Annotated in this window: 17 protein-coding genes and 1 pseudogene; 7 read left to right on the plus strand and 11 right to left on the minus strand. The window is 70.8% G+C overall.

The window, feature by feature from the left end; all coding sequences use genetic code 11:
* The coding region (gene argS / locus AV521_RS32675; RefSeq protein ID WP_076093568.1) for an arginine--tRNA ligase at nucleotides 1–851 on the minus strand (851 nt) is incomplete at its 3' end.
* Between the two features lie 128 nt (nucleotides 852–979).
* Here argS and lysS point away from each other — a divergent pair.
* Entirely contained in the window at nucleotides 980–2,719 is a 1,740-nt protein-coding gene (gene lysS, locus AV521_RS32680) for a lysine--tRNA ligase (RefSeq protein ID WP_076093570.1), read from the plus strand.
* A 75-nt stretch (nucleotides 2,720–2,794) separates the two neighbouring features.
* Here lysS and AV521_RS32685 read toward each other — a convergent pair whose 3' ends face one another.
* The 3 genes from AV521_RS32685 to AV521_RS32695 all read right to left on the minus strand — a co-directional run bounded on the left by AV521_RS32685 (nucleotide 2,795) and on the right by AV521_RS32695 (nucleotide 6,033).
* Nucleotides 2,795–4,048: a DUF2637 domain-containing protein gene (locus tag AV521_RS32685; protein WP_076093572.1), complete on the minus strand. Its 1,254-nt coding sequence runs from the start codon at nucleotides 4,046–4,048 to the stop codon at nucleotides 2,795–2,797.
* Nucleotides 4,049–4,168: 120 nt separating this feature from the next.
* Nucleotides 4,169–4,993 (minus strand): DUF3558 domain-containing protein, encoded by an 825-nt coding sequence (locus AV521_RS32690; RefSeq protein WP_256725767.1) that lies wholly within the window; start codon nucleotides 4,991–4,993, stop codon nucleotides 4,169–4,171.
* Nucleotides 4,994–5,163: 170 nt separating this feature from the next.
* Nucleotides 5,164–6,033 (minus strand): hypothetical protein, encoded by an 870-nt coding sequence (locus AV521_RS32695; RefSeq protein ID WP_076093576.1) that lies wholly within the window; start codon nucleotides 6,031–6,033, stop codon nucleotides 5,164–5,166.
* A 223-nt stretch (nucleotides 6,034–6,256) separates the two neighbouring features.
* Here AV521_RS32695 and AV521_RS32700 point away from each other — a divergent pair.
* A pseudogene (locus AV521_RS32700) lies at nucleotides 6,257–7,450 on the plus strand (RtcB family protein).
* 8 nt (nucleotides 7,451–7,458) lie between these two features.
* Here the strand turns inward: AV521_RS32700 and AV521_RS49595 are convergent.
* From AV521_RS49595 to AV521_RS32710, 3 genes are all read right to left on the minus strand, one after another.
* Complete coding sequence (locus AV521_RS49595; protein ID WP_179023553.1) at nucleotides 7,459–7,617, minus strand: hypothetical protein; 159 nt, start codon at nucleotides 7,615–7,617, stop codon at nucleotides 7,459–7,461.
* A complete protein-coding gene (locus tag AV521_RS32705; RefSeq protein ID WP_076093578.1) occupies nucleotides 7,617–8,375 on the minus strand; it encodes an SDR family NAD(P)-dependent oxidoreductase in 759 nt (252 codons plus the stop codon). Before AV521_RS32705 ends, AV521_RS49595 begins: the two co-directional genes overlap by 1 nt.
* 139 nt (nucleotides 8,376–8,514) lie before the next feature.
* A complete protein-coding gene (locus tag AV521_RS32710; RefSeq protein WP_076093581.1) occupies nucleotides 8,515–8,853 on the minus strand; it encodes a YnfA family protein in 339 nt (112 codons plus the stop codon).
* A 156-nt stretch (nucleotides 8,854–9,009) separates the two neighbouring features.
* On the opposite strand from AV521_RS32710, the gene AV521_RS32715 reads away from it, so the two are divergent.
* The gene (locus AV521_RS32715) at nucleotides 9,010–9,489 is read left to right on the plus strand and encodes a hypothetical protein (RefSeq protein WP_256725768.1); all 480 of its coding nucleotides are present in this window, start codon (nucleotides 9,010–9,012) and stop codon (nucleotides 9,487–9,489) included.
* Between the two features lie 22 nt (nucleotides 9,490–9,511).
* Here AV521_RS32715 and AV521_RS32720 read toward each other — a convergent pair whose 3' ends face one another.
* The gene (locus AV521_RS32720; protein ID WP_076093584.1) at nucleotides 9,512–9,940 is read right to left on the minus strand and encodes a helix-turn-helix domain-containing protein; all 429 of its coding nucleotides are present in this window, start codon (nucleotides 9,938–9,940) and stop codon (nucleotides 9,512–9,514) included.
* Between the two features lie 136 nt (nucleotides 9,941–10,076).
* Between AV521_RS32720 and AV521_RS32725 the strand changes: the two genes are divergently transcribed.
* The 3 genes from AV521_RS32725 (at nucleotide 10,077) to AV521_RS32735 (ending at nucleotide 13,482) form a co-directional block, all read left to right on the plus strand.
* Entirely contained in the window at nucleotides 10,077–10,967 is an 891-nt protein-coding gene (locus AV521_RS32725; RefSeq protein WP_076093586.1) for an NADP-dependent oxidoreductase, read from the plus strand.
* Nucleotides 10,968–11,349: 382 nt separating this feature from the next.
* Nucleotides 11,350–12,072: a response regulator transcription factor gene (locus AV521_RS32730; protein WP_076093588.1), complete on the plus strand. Its 723-nt coding sequence runs from the start codon at nucleotides 11,350–11,352 to the stop codon at nucleotides 12,070–12,072.
* Nucleotides 12,073–13,482, plus strand: a complete 1,410-nt coding sequence (locus tag AV521_RS32735; RefSeq protein WP_076093590.1) for a HAMP domain-containing sensor histidine kinase — start codon at nucleotides 12,073–12,075, stop codon at nucleotides 13,480–13,482.
* A gap of 43 nt (nucleotides 13,483–13,525) precedes the next feature.
* Here AV521_RS32735 and AV521_RS32740 read toward each other — a convergent pair whose 3' ends face one another.
* The gene (locus AV521_RS32740) at nucleotides 13,526–15,352 is read right to left on the minus strand and encodes a phosphatidylglycerol lysyltransferase domain-containing protein (protein WP_079249514.1); all 1,827 of its coding nucleotides are present in this window, start codon (nucleotides 15,350–15,352) and stop codon (nucleotides 13,526–13,528) included.
* 130 nt (nucleotides 15,353–15,482) lie between these two features.
* Nucleotides 15,483–15,758 carry a hypothetical protein gene (locus AV521_RS32745; RefSeq protein ID WP_076093592.1) on the minus strand — a complete coding sequence of 92 codons (276 nt, stop codon included), beginning with the start codon at nucleotides 15,756–15,758 and terminating at the stop codon, nucleotides 15,483–15,485.
* An 88-nt stretch (nucleotides 15,759–15,846) separates the two neighbouring features.
* On the opposite strand from AV521_RS32745, the gene AV521_RS32750 reads away from it, so the two are divergent.
* On the plus strand, nucleotides 15,847–16,731 hold the full coding sequence (locus AV521_RS32750) for a M55 family metallopeptidase (protein ID WP_076093594.1): 885 nt from the start codon (nucleotides 15,847–15,849) through the stop codon (nucleotides 16,729–16,731).
* 59 nt (nucleotides 16,732–16,790) lie between these two features.
* On the opposite strand, the gene AV521_RS32755 is transcribed toward AV521_RS32750, so the two are convergent.
* On the minus strand, nucleotides 16,791–18,209 hold the full coding sequence (locus AV521_RS32755; RefSeq protein WP_076093596.1) for an MFS transporter: 1,419 nt from the start codon (nucleotides 18,207–18,209) through the stop codon (nucleotides 16,791–16,793).
* Nucleotides 18,210–18,302: the final 93 nt, after the last annotated feature.

Consider the following 18,302-nt stretch of genomic DNA (forward strand, 5'->3'; position numbering starts at 1 on the left):
GTCTCGGCCAGCATGTCGTTGTACCCCGACTCGCCGACGATGTCGGGGTCCTGGATCTCCATGTCCAGCTTCTCGAAGACCGAGAAGAAGTAGATCTTCGACTCGTCCACGAACTTCTGCCACATGGCGAGGGTCTGCGGGTCCCCCGCCTGGAGGTCGACCACCCGGCGGCGGGCCCGGGTCTTGAACTCGTCGTCGGAGTCGAACTTCTTGCGCGCGGCCTTGTAGAGGCGGTCGAGGTTCGACATCGCCTCCTCACCCGAAGCCGCGGTGTCCTCGGCGGACGCCTTGTGGTCCAGCTCGTGCGGGTGCTCGTCCAGGTACTGGATGAGCATGCCGAACTGGGTACCCCAGTCGCCGATGTGGTGCCGGCGGACCACCTGCTCGCCGGTGAACTCCAGGAGCTGGACCACCGAGTCACCGATGACCGCGGACCGCAGATGACCGACGTGCATCTCCTTGGCCACGTTCGGCTGCGCGTAGTCGATCACCGTCGTGCCCGGGTGCGCGGCGGTCGGCACGCCGAGGCGGCCGGTCTCGTCCGCGTATCGCGCGGCCAGGTTCCCGGTGATCGCCCGGTCCGCGATCGTGATGTTCAGAAAGCCGGGTCCGGAGACCTCGACGTCCTTGATCACCTCACCCGTCACCACCTGGGAGACGACCTGCGTCGCCAGCTCCCGCGGGTTCGCCTTCGCCTTCTTCGCCAGGGCCAGGATCCCGTTGGCCTGGAAGTCGGCCCGGTCACTTCGTCGCAGCAGCGGGTCCGCACCGGCCGCCTCCGGCAGGGTGGCCGAGAGGGCGGACGCGAGATGCTGCTGGACGACATCGCTGAGGGACGTGACCGAGGCCATAGGGATGGGTGCCGTTCTCCTCGTGGGGATGGATAGACCCCGCCAGTATCCCACGGAAGGTAAAGCCGTTTTCGCGCGCGCGAACCGGTCTGTGAGAATGGGGTGTCACCCCGTTCAGAAAGAAGGACGTGCCGATCGTGGCTCAGAGCACCGAGACCACCGACTGGGTCTCCCGTTTCGCGGATGAGGTCATCGAGGAGTCGGAGCGCCGGGCCCCGGGTAAACCCGTTGTCGTCGCGTCCGGCCTCTCCCCCTCCGGGCCCATTCACCTGGGCAATCTCCGTGAGGTCATGACCCCGCACCTGGTCGCTGACGAGATCCGCCGCCGCGGCCATCAGGTCCGGCACCTGATCTCCTGGGACGACTTCGACCGGTACCGCAAGGTCCCGGCCGGCGTCGCGGGCGTCGACGAGTCCTGGGCCGAGCACATCGGCAAGCCGCTCACCTCCGTCCCGGCGCCGAAGGGCTCGTCGTACGCGAACTGGGCCGAGCACTTCAAGGCCGCGATGGTCGCCTCGCTGGCCGAGCTGGGCGTCGAGTTCGACGGGATCAGCCAGACCGCGCAGTACACCTCCGGTGTCTACCGCGAGCAGATCCTGCACGCCATGAAGCACCGCGGCGACATCGACGCGATCCTCGCCCAGTACCGGACCAAGCCGAAGCCCGCCAAGAAGCAGCAGAAGGCCGTCGACGAGGCCGAGCTGGAGGCCGAGGAGGGCTCGGGCGCGGCGGGCGAGGACGACGGCTCGTCGGGCTCCGCCGGGTACTTCCCGTACAAGCCGTACTGCGGCACCTGCGACAAGGACCTGACCACCGTCACCTCGTACGACGACGACACCACCGAACTGTCGTACACCTGCACCGCCTGCGGCTTCACGGAGACCGTCCGGCTCAGCGAGTTCAACCGCGGCAAGCTGGTCTGGAAGGTCGACTGGCCGATGCGCTGGGCGTACGAGGGCGTCATCTTCGAGCCGAGCGGGGTCGACCACTCCTCGCCCGGGTCGAGCTTCCAGGTGGGCGGCCAGATCGTCGGCATCTTCGGCGGCAAGCAGCCCATCGGGCCCATGTACGCGTTCGTCGGGATCTCGGGCATGGCGAAGATGTCCTCCTCGCGCGGTGGGGTGCCCACGCCCGCCGACGCGCTGAAGATCATGGAGCCCCAGATCCTGCGCTGGCTCTACGCCCGCCGCAGGCCCAACCAGTCCTTCAAGATCGCCTTCGACCAGGAGATCCAGCGGCTCTACGACGAGTGGGACAAGCTCGCGGCCAAGGTGGCCGACGGTTCCGCGCTGCCGGCCGACGTCGCCGCCTACACCCGTGCCGTCGGTACGGCCGCCGGTGAGCTGCCGAAGACGCCGCGCCCGCTGCCGTACCGCACGCTCGCCTCCGTCGCCGACATCACCGCCGGGCACGAGGACCAGGCGCTGCGCATCCTCTCCGAGCTGGACCCGGAGCAGCCGCTCGCCTCCCTCGACGAGGCACGGCCGCGGTACGACAAGGCCGAGGCGTGGATCAACACCCACGTCCCCGCCGACCAGCGCACCATCGTGCGCGACGAGCCCGACGCCGAACTGCTGAAGTCCCTCGACGAGGCGTCCCAGCAGTCCGTACGACTGCTGCTCGACGGGCTCGCCGGGCACTGGTCCCTGGACGGCCTGACCCACCTCGTCTACGGCGTGCCCAAGGTGCAGGCCGGGTTCTCGGCCGACGCCACGCCCAAGGAGCTGCCGCCGGAGATCAAGACGGCTCAGCGGACCTTCTTCGCCCTGCTGTACCACCTGCTGGTCGGGCGCGACACCGGGCCGCGACTGCCCACGCTGCTGCTCGCAGTGGGGCAGGAGCGGGTACGGCGCCTGCTCGGCGAGTAAGCGGTGACGAGTAAGCGGTAACGGAGAAGGGGCCCTCGGATCGAGGGCCCCTTCTTCCATGCGCCGCGCTTTCCCTTACGCGATGTGGTCTTCCTGCAGTTCCGCCGTGTGGCGGTTGGTGAAACGGTTGACCATGCGCTCGGCCTCACGCTGCGGCAGCGAGGTGCCGTACGTCGCCTCCACGTCGCCGCGGAACTGGCCGGCGGTCGGGTAGCTGCCGTCGATCGACTGGCGGAAGACCTGGTAGAACTCCTCCTCGCCCGGCTCGACAGGGGGTGTGCCGCCGCCGTCGCCCAGTTCGCGGGTGCGGTTCGGGCCCACCGGGATGGGGAAGCTGCCGGTCTCCTCCGACGAGGAGGGCTGCTGGAACTGCTCCGGGGGCTGTTCCTCGTACCACTCCTCGTATTCCTCTTCGGGGACGTACTGAGGATCGGGGGCCGGTTCGTAGGTGGGGTCGTAGCCACCGTGGTACTCGGCCTGCTGCTGGGCCTGGAACCAAGGGCTCTGCTCGTCCACGTCCACGGGGACACCGGGGCGCTGCCCGCCGGGGGGTGCCGCCTGCTGGGGAACGGGCGCCGTCCCGGCGGCACGACCGCCCGCAGCCGCGGGGGCCGGATCGGTGGCCGGCGCCAGCTGCGGCTGCGGCGCCGCCGGCAGCAGAAGCGGCTCTATGCCGGCCGCCGCAAGCCCCGCCGGGGCCGTTTCCACCAGGGGAACGCCGTAGCGGGCCAGGCGCAGTGGCATCAGGGACTCCACCGGAGCCTTGCGCCGCCAGGCGCGGCCGAAGCGGGAGCGGAGGCGGGCCTGGTAGACGAGACGTTCCTGTTCCAGCTTGATGACCTGGTCGTAGGAGCGCAGTTCCCACAGCTTCATGCGGCGCCACAGGAGGAACGTCGGCACCGGGGAGAGGAGCCAGCGGGTGAGGCGGACGCCCTCCATGTGCTTGTCCGCCGTGATGTCGGCGATCCGCCCGATCGCGTGCCGGGCCGCCTCCACCGCGACCACGAACAGGATCGGGATCACCGCGTGCATGCCGACACCCAGCGGGTCCGGCCAGGCGGCGGCGCCGTTGAACGCGATCGTCGCCACCGTCAGGAGCCACGCCGTCTGGCGCAGCAGCGGGAAGGGGATACGGATCCAGGTCAGCAGCAGGTCCAGGGCCAGCAGGACACAGATACCCGCGTCGATGCCGATCGGGAACACATACGAGAAGTTCCCGAAACCCTTCTTGATGGCCAGCTCACGGACGGCCGCGTACGAGCCGGCGAAGCCGATACCGGCGATGATCAAGGCGCCGGAAACGACCACGCCTATGAGTACGCGGTGCATCCGAGTCAGCTGCGGTGGCGCGGCCACTCGTACTCCCCTCCCCTTGCCTGTTGTTGCGCGCAACAGGGTGGCACACGCTCAGGGCGAGCGTGGTACCGGTCGGGGCTTCGGCCCCCTCGGTCAGCCCTTCTTCGTGGCCGACTTGGACGGAGACGGGCTGGAAGAGGCCGACTTGGACGGGGAGGCCGAGGAGTCCGAGGACGAACCGCCCGACGAGGAGCCGCCGTTGGCGGACGACACCGCCCCGATCGCCTCCTTGATCGCCTGCTCCGCGGAATTCGTCAGATCGTCGGCGTCCGGGGTCTTCTCGCCCGCGAGACCGGCGCCGTTGAAGTCGAGCGTGACGACCACGTTCTCGACCCGCGCGACCACCGTCTGCTGCTTGAACAGGCCTTCCTTCTTCTGCAGGTCGTAGCGCACGGCCGTGGCCTCGGAGCCCGTACCGGACAGCGGGATGTTCTTGGTGTTCTTCGCGCCGTCCACTCCCTCGGCGTCCTTGACCTGCTGACCGAAGTACGTGTGGGCCTGCGCCTCACCGGAGCCACGCGTGGTGTCCGAGTCGAAGCGGAGCAGGGAGACGTTCAGCCAGCGGAACTGCGAACCCTTGACGCCGTTGTTGTCCAGGCTGTTCCAGGAGCACGAGGCACGCGACGACGGATCGTCCGAACTGCCCTTCTTACCCGACGTGCCCTGCGGCACCAGATCCGTCAGGGTCTTGTTCGACAGCACCGAGCACGCGTCGGGAAGCTTCTTGTACGCGGCCGCCTGCACGGACGAGGACGCACTCCCCGACGGCTTCGTGCCGCCGCTCGCGGACTGCTGGGCACTGCTGCCGGTGCCCTTGTCCTTGGAGTCCCCCGAGCCCGATGAACAGGCGGCGGTGATCAGCACCGCCGGAACGGCTGCCGCGCAGACAAGAACACGGCTCAGGCGCTTGCCACGCATCTCTCGACGGGCACGGTCGTCTCGCTGGGCTGCTCGCTGCATGGTTCCTTCACTCGTGACGCTTGGTAGTCGTGCGGGTTCCTGCGGGAGCCCACGGTACGCGGTGAAGGAGCTGTGCGGTTTCGGTTCGGGTACTTCGCAGACGGCTCGGCGAGCGGCTCCGGGGGCCGTCAACCGCCCAGCGCGTCGTCCAGTTGAGAGGCCAGATCACGGGCCCTGTCCTGCATTTCCTTGCTGTCCGGGACCGTTCCGCCGGCCGTCGGCTGCTCCTCGTACTCGATGGTGACGACGACGTTGGACGTGCGGAACACCACAGTCACCGTCCGCTGCTGGGCGGTCGAACCGGACGGACTGAGCTGATCGTCGATATACGCCTCGTCACCGAGACCGGACAGCACGCGCGGCTGCAGATCGGCCGCGGAGGCGCCGGGGGAGGGGGAGCCGGAGGGGGAGCCCGAGCCGGAGGCGCCGGGGGAGGCGGAGCCCGAGGGGGAGCCACCGGTGCTTGGCGAGGACGTGGGTGAGGAACTCGGGGCGGAGGCGGAGGCGGAGGTGGGCGTCGGCGACCCGGACGCCGGCGAGGAACCGCTCGGCTCGGGGAGGTCGGCGGCCGTCTCCTTGTCCTCGAACAGCTTCTGCGCCTGGTCGTCGTCACTGACCGAGTTGTTGTACGACACCACGCGCTCGAAGTCGACCGAGAGACGGTCGGTGGCGTCGGTGGAGTCCACCTTCCAGTGGCAGCCGACCTTGCGATCGGTGTCGTAGGTCAGCTCGGCCTGACCCTGATAGGCCTTGTCCCGCTGGCCGGGGTCGGGGATCTGCTTGGTCCCCAGCATCGAGTCGAGCGTGTCGTGGCCGACCGCGCCGCACGGTTCGGGCAGTGTGCGGTACTTGCCGGGCTGGGCGGCCACCGTGGTCCTGCCGGCCTCGCCCGGGTTTTCGTTGTCCGTCGTGCCGCCGCCGCCCGAGCCGCTCGTGCAGCCGACCAGCAGCGCCGCAAGGACGGCGGCGGTGCCGGTTACATATGCCTTCCGCTGCACGGTCGGGCTCCTCTCGGACATGTCCTTGCTCGGTGCTCCAGTGTCCCCGCTGGTTATTCGCTTGCCGCAGCGGGGCGCCCCCTGGAGACAATGTGTATCGCACGCACTGCTGTGGCCGCCGGTCCCTTGTCTGCTTTCGCTGACCTTGGCGCCAATTTCCTTTTTGTTGCCTATAAGCCTTCTGTAAGTCCTTTGTTGTCGTTTTCGGGGGAATGAGGAACGTATGTCGTACGTGGAGATGCCGGGCGCGAAGGTCCCGATCCGGATGTGGACGGACCCCGCGACGGTCGAGGACGTGGCCCTGCGCCAGCTCCAGAACGTGGCGACCCTGCCGTAGATCAAGGGCCTGGCCGTGATGCCGGACGTGCACTACGGCAAGGGCGCGACGGTCGGCTCCGTCATCGCCATGCGGGGCGCGGTGTGCCCGGCGGCGGTCGGGGTGGACATCGGCTGCGGGATGTCGGCGGTGAAGACGTCCCTGACGGCGAACGACCTGCCGGGGGATCTGTCGCGGCTGCGGTCGAAGATCGAGCAGGCCATTCCGGTGGGGCGGGGGATGCATGAGGATCCCGTGCAGCCGGGGGACTTCCATGGGCTGGCCACGGCGGGCTGGGATGACTTCTGGGGGCGGTTCGACCGGGTCGCCGATGCCGTGAAGTTCCGCCGGGAGCGGGCGACTTTGCAGATGGGGACGCTGGGGTCGGGAAATCACTTCACGGAGCTCTGCACGGACACGCACGGCGGGGTGTGGCTGATGCTCCACTCCGGCTCGCGCAACATCGGCAAGGAACTCGCCGAGCACCACATCGGCGTGGCCCAGAAGCTCCCGCACAACCAGGGCCTGGTCGACCGCGACCTGGCGGTCTTCGTCTCGGACACCCCGCAGATGGCGGCCTACCGCAATGACCTCTACTGGGCGCAGGAGTACGCCAAGTACAACCGCACGCTGATGATGGCGCTCCTGAAGGACGTCATCCGCAAGGAGTTCAAGAAGGCCAAGCCGACCTTCGAGCCGGAGATCTCCTGCCACCACAACTACGTGGCGGAGGAGCGGTACGACGGCATGGACCTGCTCGTCACCCGCAAGGGAGCGATCCGGGCCGGCTCCGGCGAGTACGGGATCATCCCGGGCTCCATGGGCACGGGGTCGTACATCGTGAAGGGGCTCGGTAACGAGAGGGCCTTCAACTCGGCCTCGCACGGCGCGGGTCGGCGGATGAGCCGGAACGCGGCGAAGAAGCGCTTCTCGACGAAGGACCTGGAGGAGCAGACCCGGGGCGTGGAGTGCCGCAAGGACTCCGGCGTCGTGGACGAGATCCCGGGCGCCTACAAGTCGATCGACCAGGTCATCGACCAGCAGCGGGATCTGGTGGAGGTCGTGGCGAAGCTGAAGCAGGTCGTCTGTGTGAAGGGCTGACGGTCCGGTCAGTGGCCGTGCAGTACGGCATAGATCATGACGAACGCCACGATGTGGATGCCGAAGAGGAAGTAGCCGAGGAAGTACCAGACCTTGCGTTCGTCCTTGGCCTCCTGGGCCAGGCGGCGCTTCTCCAGGGAGTCGGCGGCGTCGGGGGTCTCCGGCATCACAGCTCCCTGTGGACCTTGGTGTTGGATGCCTGGGCGCGGGGGCGGAGGACCAGGAGGTCCACGTTGACATGGCTGGGGCGGGTGACCGTCCAGGTGATCGTCTCCGCCACGTCGTCGGCCGTGAGGGGGTCGGGCACGCCCTCGTAGACCTTCGCCGCCCTGTCGGCGTCGCCGCCGAAGCGGGTCAGGGCGAACTCGTCCGTCTTCACCATGCCGGGGGCGATCTCGATCACCCGGACCGGCTGGCCGACGATCTCCAGGCGGAGGGTTTCGGCGAGGACGTGTTCGCCGTGCTTGGCGGCCACGTAGCCGGCGCCGCCCTCGTAGGTGCCGTGGCCGGCCGTGGAGGACACGACGACGATCACGCCGTCGCCGCTCGCCACCAGTTTCGGCAGCAGGGCCTGGGTGAGGTTCAGGGTGCCGATGACGTTCGTCTCGTACATCGAGCGCCAGGCGGCCGGGTCGGCGCTGGCCACCGGGTCCGCGCCGAGGGCGCCGCCCGCGTTGTTCACGAGTACGCCGATCGTCTGGAACGCCGTCGCGAACTCGTCCACGGCCGCGCGGTCCGTCACGTCCAGCGGGTACGCCGTCGCCGAGTGGCCCGCCTTCGTCAGCTCCTCGGCCAGCGCCTCGATACGGTCCTTGCGGCGGGCGGTGAGGACGACGCGATAGCCGGCCTCCGCGAGCTGCCGGGCCGTGGCGGCGCCGATACCGCTGCTCGCACCGGTGACTACCGCTATGCGGGACGGGGCCATGGGGTTGCTCCTCGGCGGGTTGGATGTGCGGCCTGGTCCTGGCAAGGATAGGCGCAGCGGGAGTTACGCGAACGGCCGGCCGCAGGCCGTGGCGGGCCGGTCGCTCCCATACGGCCCCGCGCTCCTTCGGCCGGTGATGTCACCCTCCGTTTCTGGGGACCCACATGATCACGGCCATCCCGGCGAGGCAGATCAGCGCCCCGGTCACGTCCCAGCGGTCGGGGCGGTAGCCGTCGGCGATCGCGCCCCACAGCAGTGAGCCGGCCACGAAGATCCCGCCGTACGCGGCCAGGATGCGGCCGAAGTGGGCGTCCGGCTGGAAGGTGGCGACGAAGCCGTACGCGCCGAGGGCGAGGACGCCGCCGGTCATCCACAGCCAGCCCCGGTGCTCGCGCACGCCCTGCCAGATCAGCCAGGCGCCGCCGATCTCGAAGATCGCGGCGACGACGAACAGGGCGGCGGAGCGGAGGATCGACATGACAGCAGCTTGGCACGGGGGCGCGCCTGGCCTTCCCGGGCCCCTCGGCGTCTTGCCCCTTGGCCTTCATGGTCCCTTGTCACCTGATGGACGGCGCCTGGCGACCGGGTCGCGTGGCATACATCCGTACAGCAGTCGGATCGCGAGCGTTGGGTGGTGAGCGGTGTGCGGATGTGGACCTGGGTTGTCGTGGGGACCTGTGCCGGTGCGGTCGTGGTGCCGGGGGCCGCCTTGGCCGCCCCGGTACCCACACCCGAGGCCGACCTGGCCTTTCACGGGACCGTGGTGATGGAGGGCGACAAGGCGCAGGTGAGGCTGACCGCGCGCAACAACGGGCCCGCCGCCGTCATGGGCGCGACCGTGCGGCTGCGCTGGTCGGTGGCGCTGGCCGCGGCGCAGCGGCTGCCCGCCCGGTGCGCCCGGGAGGACGAGCGGACGCTGCTGTGCGGGACGGGCGCGCTGGCCGTGAACGGGGTGGGCGAGCGGCTGACCGTGCCGGTACGGCTGAAGGAGCGGCCGTCGCAGGTCACGCTGGAGACCGACACGGCGTGGAGCGGCGGCACGGTGGACAAGAACCGGGCCAACGACCGGCTGAAGGTGCTCGTGCTGAACACCGGGGACGCGTACGCGTTCTGAGGGAGGGTTCTGAGGGAGCCCGTTACGCCGGACGCTTCGGGGCGCCTTGCAGCGGGTTCTCGGTGTCGTAGCGCTCGCGGGCCGCTCGTACCTCCTCGAAGTGGGTCTCCGCCCATTCCTTCACGGCGGTCAGCAGGCCGGCGAGGCCGGCGCCGAGCGGGGTGAGGGCGTAGTCGACGCGGACCGGGACGGACGGGGTGACCGTGCGGGTGATGATGCCGTCCCGTTCGAGGGTGCGCAGGGTCTGGGTGAGCATCTTGGGGCTGACGCCCGCGATCCTGCGGCCGATGTCGCTGTAGCGCCGGGGGCCGGCTGCCAGGGCGGCGACGACGAGGCTGACCCATTTGTCGCTGAGCCGGCCGAGGAGCTGGTTGGTGGGGCATTCGCGCAGGAAGGCGTCGTAGTCGGCGCGGGCCTGTTCGCGCCGCTGGGCGGCGGTCGTGGTCGCCATGGGTTCTCACCTCTGGGTCAGCTACGCACTCTCAGGTAACTACTTACCAATGGATAGTAGCTCTCCTACGGTTGGTGGTGCGGCCGGAAAAGTGCCGCGAAAGCCATCAAATGCCTTGCAGTTGGGGAGAGTTGACATGCGTGCTGCTGTGGTGCGGACGTTCGGCGGTCCGGAGGTCGTGGAGATCGCGGACGTACCGGTGCCGGAACCGGGGGTGCGGCAGGTGCGGATCAAGGTGGCCGCGGGTGCGCTGAACCCGGTGGACGCGGCCTCTCGCGCGGGCTTCTTCGGCGGGGCCGGCAAGACGATAGGCCTCGGCTGGGACGTGGCCGGCACGGTGGACGCGGTGGGCGCGCCCGCCGCCTGGAACGCCGGCGACGCGGTGGTCGCGCTGGTGCCGGGGGTGGCCGAGCCGCTGGGGGCGCATGCCGAGTACGTCGTCGTGGACGCGGGTGCGGTGGCCGCGGCGCCCGCCTCGGTGGACGCGGTGCACGCGGGCACGCTGCCGCTGAACGGGCTGACCGCGCTGCAGGCCCTGGAGCTGCTGGACCTGGCTCCGGGCGCGAAGCTGCTGGTGACCGGCGCGGCCGGGGCGGTCGGCGGGTTCGCGGTGCAGCTGGCCGCGCACCGGGGGATCGAGGTCGTCGGGCACGCCCGTGCCGGTGACGAGGCGCTGGTGCGCTCCCTGGGTGCCGCGCGGTTCACGGCCGACGGGGTCGAGCGGGGCGCCGTGGACGCGGTGCTGGACGCCGCCGTGCTCGGGGTGCCCGCGCTGGAGTGGGTGCGGGACGGCGGCGCGTTCGTCGCCGTGCGGGACGGGGTGCTGCCCGAGACGGAGCGCGGAGTGCGTGGGGAGAACGTCTGGGTGCGGGCCGACGGTGCGCAGCTCGCGGAGCTGGTCCGGCTGGTGGACGCGGGGGTGCTGACGTTGCGGGTGGCGGAGGCGTACGCCCTGGAGGAGGCGGCCAAGGCGCATGCGCGGCTGGCCGAGGGCGGGGCGCGGGGGCGGCTGGTTCTCGTCCCCTGACGGGGCCCGGGTGGTGGTCGTGGCGGGACCTGGGCGGCGGCCTCGTGAGCCGCCCGGCGGAAGGTGTGGAAGGGTCCGGAATAACCCGGCCAGGGGGACCGTTCGGCGGCCAGTCCCTGCTTGCCGCCGCGGTGGCTCCGCGGGCTTGGCCACCTGCTGTGGTGCCGTGCGGTGCCGGACAAGGAAGCGCTGGTCGGCAAGCCGGTGCTGGTCGCCGCGACAGGCGGCACGGCTCGGCGCTCGGGTGAGGTGAGAAGACGGCAGGCCCCTGAATCCGGTTGCCCTTGTGACGGTGAGAGGCCGGTAAAAAGGGTGATCGTAGGTCCGCTCGTCCCGACCGAACGGGCGGCGGCCTTGGCAGACTGGGTGTGTGCCCCAGACTGTGCTGCTCGCTGAAGACGACCGTGCCATCCGTCACGCCCTGGAGCGTGCCCTGACCCTGGAAGGGTACGAGGTCACGGCGGTCGCCGACGGCGTGGAAGCGCTGGCGCAGGCCCACAAGACGCCGCCGGACGTCCTCCTGCTCGACGTGATGATGCCCGGCATCGACGGCCTCCAGGTCTGCCGGGTGCTGCGCGCCGAGGGCGACCGCACCCCGATCCTGATGCTCACCGCCCTGGTGGAGACCGCCGACCGGATCGCGGGTCTGGACGCCGGCGCCGACGACTACGTGGTCAAGCCGTTCGACGTGGAAGAGGTCTTCGCGCGGCTGCGGGCGCTGCTGCGCCGCACCAGCCCCGTTCCCGCCGGCAGCGGCGCGGGGTCCGGGCCCGAGCCCGGCGGGCGGGAAGTGCAGATCTCCGACCGGCAGGTCGAGGCCGCCGGCATCCGGATGGACCTCCAGGCCCGCCGGGCCTGGCGCGGCAAGCGCGAGCTGGAGCTCACCCGCACCGAGTTCGAGCTGCTGGAACTGCTCGTGCGCAACGCGGGCATCGTGCTCGACCACTCCACGATCTACGACCGGATCTGGGGCTACGACTTCGGTCCCGGCTCGAAGAACCTCGCCGTGTACGTCGGCTATCTGCGCCGCAAGCTCGACGAGCCCGGTGCGCCCCAGCTGATCCACACCGTGAGAGGCGTGGGTTACGTGCTGCGGGAGGACTAGGTGGGCCGCCTGCGGCGGCTGCTGGCCCCGGGCCGGCCCAAGCTGGTCTCCCTGCGCACCACCTTCGCCGTCTCCTTCGCGGCCGTCACCGCCGCCGTCACGATCCTCGTCGGCATCCTGTCGTACGGCAGCGCGGCGCGGCTGGTCCGCGTCGATCAGCAGTCGGTGTTCTCGCAGGTCGTGCAGGACGTCCGGGACGAGGTTCGGCAGCACGAGATGGTCCCGGAGGACTTCTCCTCCTCCCGCCCCGGGCACGACCTGGTCCGGCCCGCCCGCACCGATGTGCAGGTGCTGGGCGCACAGGGCCAGATCGTGGACCACGGCAATCCGAGCCTGCCCGTCACCTCCCGCGACAAGGCCATGGCGCTCGCCACGACCGCCGGGAAGGTCGTCCAGCACAAGGACGTACCGGTGGACGGGGACCTGTTCCGCATCGCCACCGTCTCGCTCGGCGACGGGCGGGGCGCGGTCCAGGTCGCGCAGGAGTTCAGCGACACCGAGGATCTGCTGCGGACGCTGCAGCGGCGGACGCTGATCCTGATGGTGGCCGTCGTGGTGGCGGCCGGGCTCTTCGGGTGGTGGCTGGCCCGCCGGATCACCCGGCGCCTGGTGATCCTCACCTCCGCAGCCGAGGACGTGGCCCGCACCCGCCGGCTGGGCATCGAGGTGCCGGTGGCCGGGCTGGACGAGGTGGGGCGTCTCGGCCGCGCCTTCGACCGGATGCTCGGCCGGCTCGCGCAGTCCGAGGAGGACCAGCGGCGCCTGGTCCAGGACGCGGGGCACGAGCTGCGTACCCCGCTGACGTCCCTGCGGACGAACATCTCCCTGCTCCGCCGCATCGACGAACTCCCGCCGGCCACGCGTGACGAACTGGTCGCCGACCTCGGCCAGGAGGCGCGGGAACTGACCGACCTGGTCAACGAGCTGGTCGACCTCGCCGCGGGGCAGTCCGACACCGAGCCGCTGCAGCGGGTGGACATCGCCGACATCGCCGAGGAGGTCGTGGGGCTCGCCAAACGCCGTACCGGACGCGACATCGTGCTGCGGACGAGCGGCGACACGACGACCGACGGGCGGCCCGGGATGCTGCAGCGGGCCATGTCCAACCTGGTGGAGAACGCGGCCAAGTTCGACCGGGCCGGGAAGGCGCCGATCGAGGTCAGGATCACCGGGCCGGCGCGGACGGGCACCGTGCGGGTGGAGGTGCTGGACCGGGGGCCCGGTATCGCCGAGGGCGACCTGATCCGGATCTTCGACCGGTTCTACCGTGCCGCCGACGCGCGGTCCCTGCCGGGGTCCGGGCTGGGGTTGTCCATTGTGCGGGAGGTCGCCATGGCACATGGCGGAGCGCCGTTCGCCTTCCGGCGGGAGGGCGGCGGCTCGGTCATCGGCTTCACGGTGGGCGGGTAGCGCCGCAGCCCGGAACTGCCTACGACGCTCCCCTCGCGCCCTCCTACGACCGGCGCCCGCCCATCCCCGGCAGCTCCAGGAAGCCCTCCGCGCGGGCGCTTGCCAGGCCGATGCGGGGGATGTCGCTGGACTTGGCGAAGAGCAGGAAGCGGGGCTCCCAGACGGGGCGGTACTTGGCGTTGGCCCGGTACAGGGACTCGATCTGCCACCAGCGTGAGAAGAAGGTGAGCGTGGAGCGCCAAAGGCGCAGGACGGGGCCCGCGCCCAGGCGGGCGCCGCGCTCGAAGACCGAGCGGAACATCGCGAAGTTCAACGACACCCGCTTGATGCCCAACTCCTTCGCCTGGAGCAGGAGTTCCACCACCATGTACTCCATCAGGCCGTTCTCGCAGTCGCGGTCGCGGCGCATCAGGTCCAGGGAGAGCCCGTGCTCGCCCCAGGGGACGAAGCTGAGCAGGGCGCGCGGCTCGTCGTTCGCGTCGCGGCACTCCAGCATCACGCAGCGGCCGTCCACCGAGTCGCCGAGGCGGCCGAGGGCCATGGAGAAGCCGCGTTCGGTGGCGCCGTCGCGCCAGTCGTCGGCGCGCTGGACGAGCAGGGCCATCTCCTCGGCGGGGATGTCCTCGTGGCGGCGGATGCGGACGGTGTAGCCGGCCCGCTTGACCCGGTTGTGGGCCTGGCGGACCACGCGCATGGCCCGGCCTTCGAGGGTGAAGTCGGCGATGTCCACGATGGCCTCGTCGCCGAGTTCGAGGGCGTCCAGGCCGTGCCGGGCATAGATCGTGCCCGCCTCCTCGCTCGCGCCCATCACCGCCGGGGTCCAGGCGTGCCGGCGGGCCTCGGTGAGCCAGGCCTCGATGGCGCCGGGCCAGGCCTCGGGGTCGCCGATCGGGTCGCCGGAGGCGAGGGAGACGGCGCCGACGACGCGGTAGGTGACGGCCGCCTTGCCGGTGGGGGAGAAGACGACGGCCTTGTCCCGGCGCAGCGCGAAGTAGCCGAGGGAGTCACGGGCGCCGTGCTTGGCGAGCAGCGCGCGCAGCTTCTCCTCGTCCTCGTCGGTGAGCAGCTTGCGGCCGCGCGGGGAGCGGAAGCAGGCATACAGGACCAGGCAGAAGGCCGCCGCGAGCAGGATGTTGATGATGATGTCGACCCAGCGGGGCGCGTGCACCGAGTCGACCCGGTCGGCGAGCGGGCCGACGCTGATGCCGCGCAGCAGGGAGTAGGCCAGCTCTTCGATCAGGGGCGCGTGCGGCAGCTTGTTGGTGGCGTGCACGAGCAGCGTGCCGAGACCGCCGGTCAGCACGACCCCGCCGGCGCCGACGGCCAGCGCCAGCTTGGGGTTGGAGGGATCGCCGACGGCGTTGAACTCGCGGCGGCCGATCACCAGCGCGGCCACGAAGAGGCCGGTGAGGGCGGTGGAGACCCAGTTGAAGGCGTGGTCGCCGAACGGGTGCTGGGTGAGGGCAAGGACGTAGAGCACGAAGAGGGGGCCGGCGAGCAGCATGTTGACCACCCACGCGGCCCGCTTCCCGCGGCGCATCACCAGCGCCAGGAAGATCGCCGCGGCGGCCGAGGCCAGGCCCGCGGTGGCCAGGTACGGGGTGAAGAACTGGCCCGCGTGGTGCGCGTGGGCGTGCACATGGCGGGCGGTGAACAGCTTGCCGTCGTTGTGTTCCTGCACCTCTTTGCGGAACGGCAGCGACATCACCGCGATGACGTTGAACACGGCGATCAGCCGCAGGTACCACACGGTGGCCGCGGCCGCCCCCGCCCGCAGCCGCGGGCTGGGCGCGGGCACCGGGAACGTGGGGCGCGTACCGCGCTGACGGGGGACCTTCGCTTCGGTCTGGGCCGACGCTTGAGCGGACATGGTGACTGGTCACCTTGGGTGGAGAGGGACGGGGGAAAACATCCACCCTACAGTTTGTAGGGTGACATGCCTGTGTATCGGGAGCGTACCGGCATCTCCTCTTACCCTGCCCCTTCCTCTGGTACGCCTCTTACCTCGCCCTTTCCCTGCCGCGCCGGGCCGCCACCAGATGCCAGGCCAGATTGCCGACCGCGGCGCCCGCCGCGACCGCGGCGACGATCACCCCGCCGGTCGCGAGACCGTCGCTGAACAGGTGCGGACGCCGGTCGAGGCTGTGCAGACCGAAGCCGCACAGCTCGTACACGCCGACGGCGGCGATGAGGAGGCTGACGACCAGCAGGGCCAGCGTCGGCGCGAGACTGCGCAGGCGGACCTCCGCACCGGCCTCCGTATTCATGTCCTGCATGGGTCCCCCGGTGAACGGACGATGGAACAGCCCTGCGGCCGCTGGCGGTTGGGAACCTACAATACGTAGGGTCCGATAGGGTCGAGGCGTGCGCGTCTACCTCAGTGTCGATATGGAAGGCGTCACCGGGCTCGTGGACGCCGACGACGTCCAGCCGGGTGGCCGGGACTACGAGCGCGGCCGTTCCATGATGGCCGAGGATGTGAACGCGGCCGTACGAGGAGCCCTGGCGGCCGGCGCCGCCGACATCCTCGTCAACGACGCGCACGGCCCGATGCGCAATCTACTGCCCGAGGCGCTGCACCCCACCGTCCGGCTGGTACGGGGCAAACCCAGGCAGATGGGCATGCTGGAGGGCCTGACCAGCGAGTACGACGCCGTGCTGTGCGTCGGTTACCACTCCCGGGCCGGCACCCCGGGTGTCCTCAGTCACAGCTTTATGGGCCACGAGATCGAGGACATGTGGCTGGACGGGCGGCCGGTGGGTGAGATCGGGCTCACCCATGCGACGGCGGCGGCGCTCGGGGTGCCCGTGCTGGCCCTCACGGGTGACGACGTGGCGTGTGCGGAGATGACGGCGTGGGACGCGTCCGTCGTCACGGTCCCCGTGAAGTACGCCCACGACCGGTTCGCGGCCGAGCTGCGACCGGAGGCGGAGGCGCGGAAGGCCATCGAGGAGGGGGTCGCGGCGGCCCTGAGCCAGGTCCTGAGCCAGGCCGGGACCCCGGCCCTGACTCCGTCCCCGCACCGCCCCGCGTCCCCCGCCGCCTCGTCTGCCTCCTCCGCCGAGGCCACCCTGACCGTCCGCTGGCAGTCCACGTCCGTCGCCACCACCCTCCTCGGCCTCCCGGGCGTGACGGCCGACGACAGCCGTACGATCCGGGCGACCGGCCAACTGCCCGCGCTGTACCGCCAGTTCGTGGTGTGGACGCGGGTGGCCGCGTCGCTCACCAACCAGGCGCCGTACTGCTGAGCACCGTCCTCCGCAGCTCCCTAAGGGCCGTGACCAGCCACAACGCACCCACGGCCGGGCTACCGCCGAACCCGTCCGGACGGCCGCCGCAGGAACACCGCAGCGGCGAGCGTCCCGAGCAGCACAAGCCCCGCATTCACACCGATCGCCGTCTTCAGCCCGCCGAGGACATCCGCACCGGCCATACCGCCGGCGGCAACCGCACTCATCACCGGCGTCCCCATGGTGATCCCGATCTGCTGGGTCATCGTGGCCAGCCCGCTCCCCAGCCCCTGCTCCCGGTCGGCCAGGCCCCCCGTGGCGGTGACCATGAAGCCGACGATCACCACCATGTTGCCCACACCCCCGGCGAAGGTCGCGACGAGCAGCAGCCACAGCGAGGAGCGCCCGGTGCCGAGGCCGAGCAGGGCCGCCGTGCACACGGTCTGGACGAGGCCCCCGGCGATCAGCGCCGGCGTGGCACCCACCCGCCCGATGACCCGCGGAGCGACCGTGCCGCCCACGACCGTGCCGACGCCCAGCACACCGAACGACAGCCCGGCGGCCAGCGGCGAGAAGCCGAGCACCTTCTGGAGGTAGAGGGTCAGCAGGAACACCAGGGACGTCTCGGTGAGGAACGCGATCAGACCGACGGCATTGCCCCAGGCCACCGTCCGCCTGCCGAGCACGCCGAGCGGCACCAGCGGCTCCGGCACCCGGCGCTCGACGGCCCAGAACACGACCAGCAGCAGCACTCCGGCGGCCGACGGCAGCAGGGCCGCGGACGAGCCCCAGCCGTGCTCGCCGGCCTGGGTGAGGCCGAGCACGACGGCCAGCAGGCCGAGCGTGACGGTGACGGCCCCGGGCACGTCCAGCTTCGGCCGCTCGGCCGGCCGGGACTCGGCGATCACGGCGGGCGCGACGCACAGGACGGCGAGGGCGACCGGGACGTTGAGGAAGAACGACCACCGCCAGGACAGCAGATCCGTCAGCAGGCCGCCCAGGATCGCGCCGGTGGTGAAACCGGCCGACATCAGCGCCCCGTTGAGGCCGAGCGCCTTCTCCCTGAGCGGCCCCTCCGGGAAGGAGGTCGTCAGCAGCGACAGGCCCGCCGGGGTCACCGCGGCGGTGGCCAGCCCCTGGAACACGCGAGCCGTGATCAGCACCTCCGGGCTCTGCGCCAGCCCGCCCGCCAGCGAGGCCGCGCCGAGCACCACGAGCCCGCCGAGGAACAGCCGACGGCGGCCGAACAGGTCGGCGACCCGCCCGAACAGCAGGGTGAACCCGGCCGCGCACAGCGCGAACGCGGTGCCGATCCACTGCAGACGCGTCGGCGAGAAGCCCAGCCCCGCGCCGATCACCGGCAGCGCCACGTTCAGGATCGAGAAGTCCACGGCCAGCATGAACTGGGCCGCGAGCAGCACCACCAGCACCAGCCGGAGGCGAGGGGTGAGGACGGCGGGAGCGGTGCCCGCCCGTTCCTCGGCCATGGTGGACATGACGATGGTTTCCTTCCTCGCGGAGTCCCCCTCACAGGGGTTGCGGAGAAAGAGGCTCGTCCGGTCCGGGCGGCCCAGCCAGAACCGTCCGCC

Source organism: Streptomyces sp. IMTB 2501 (assembly GCF_001953885.1).
GTDB lineage: Bacteria > Actinomycetota > Actinomycetes > Streptomycetales > Streptomycetaceae > Streptomyces.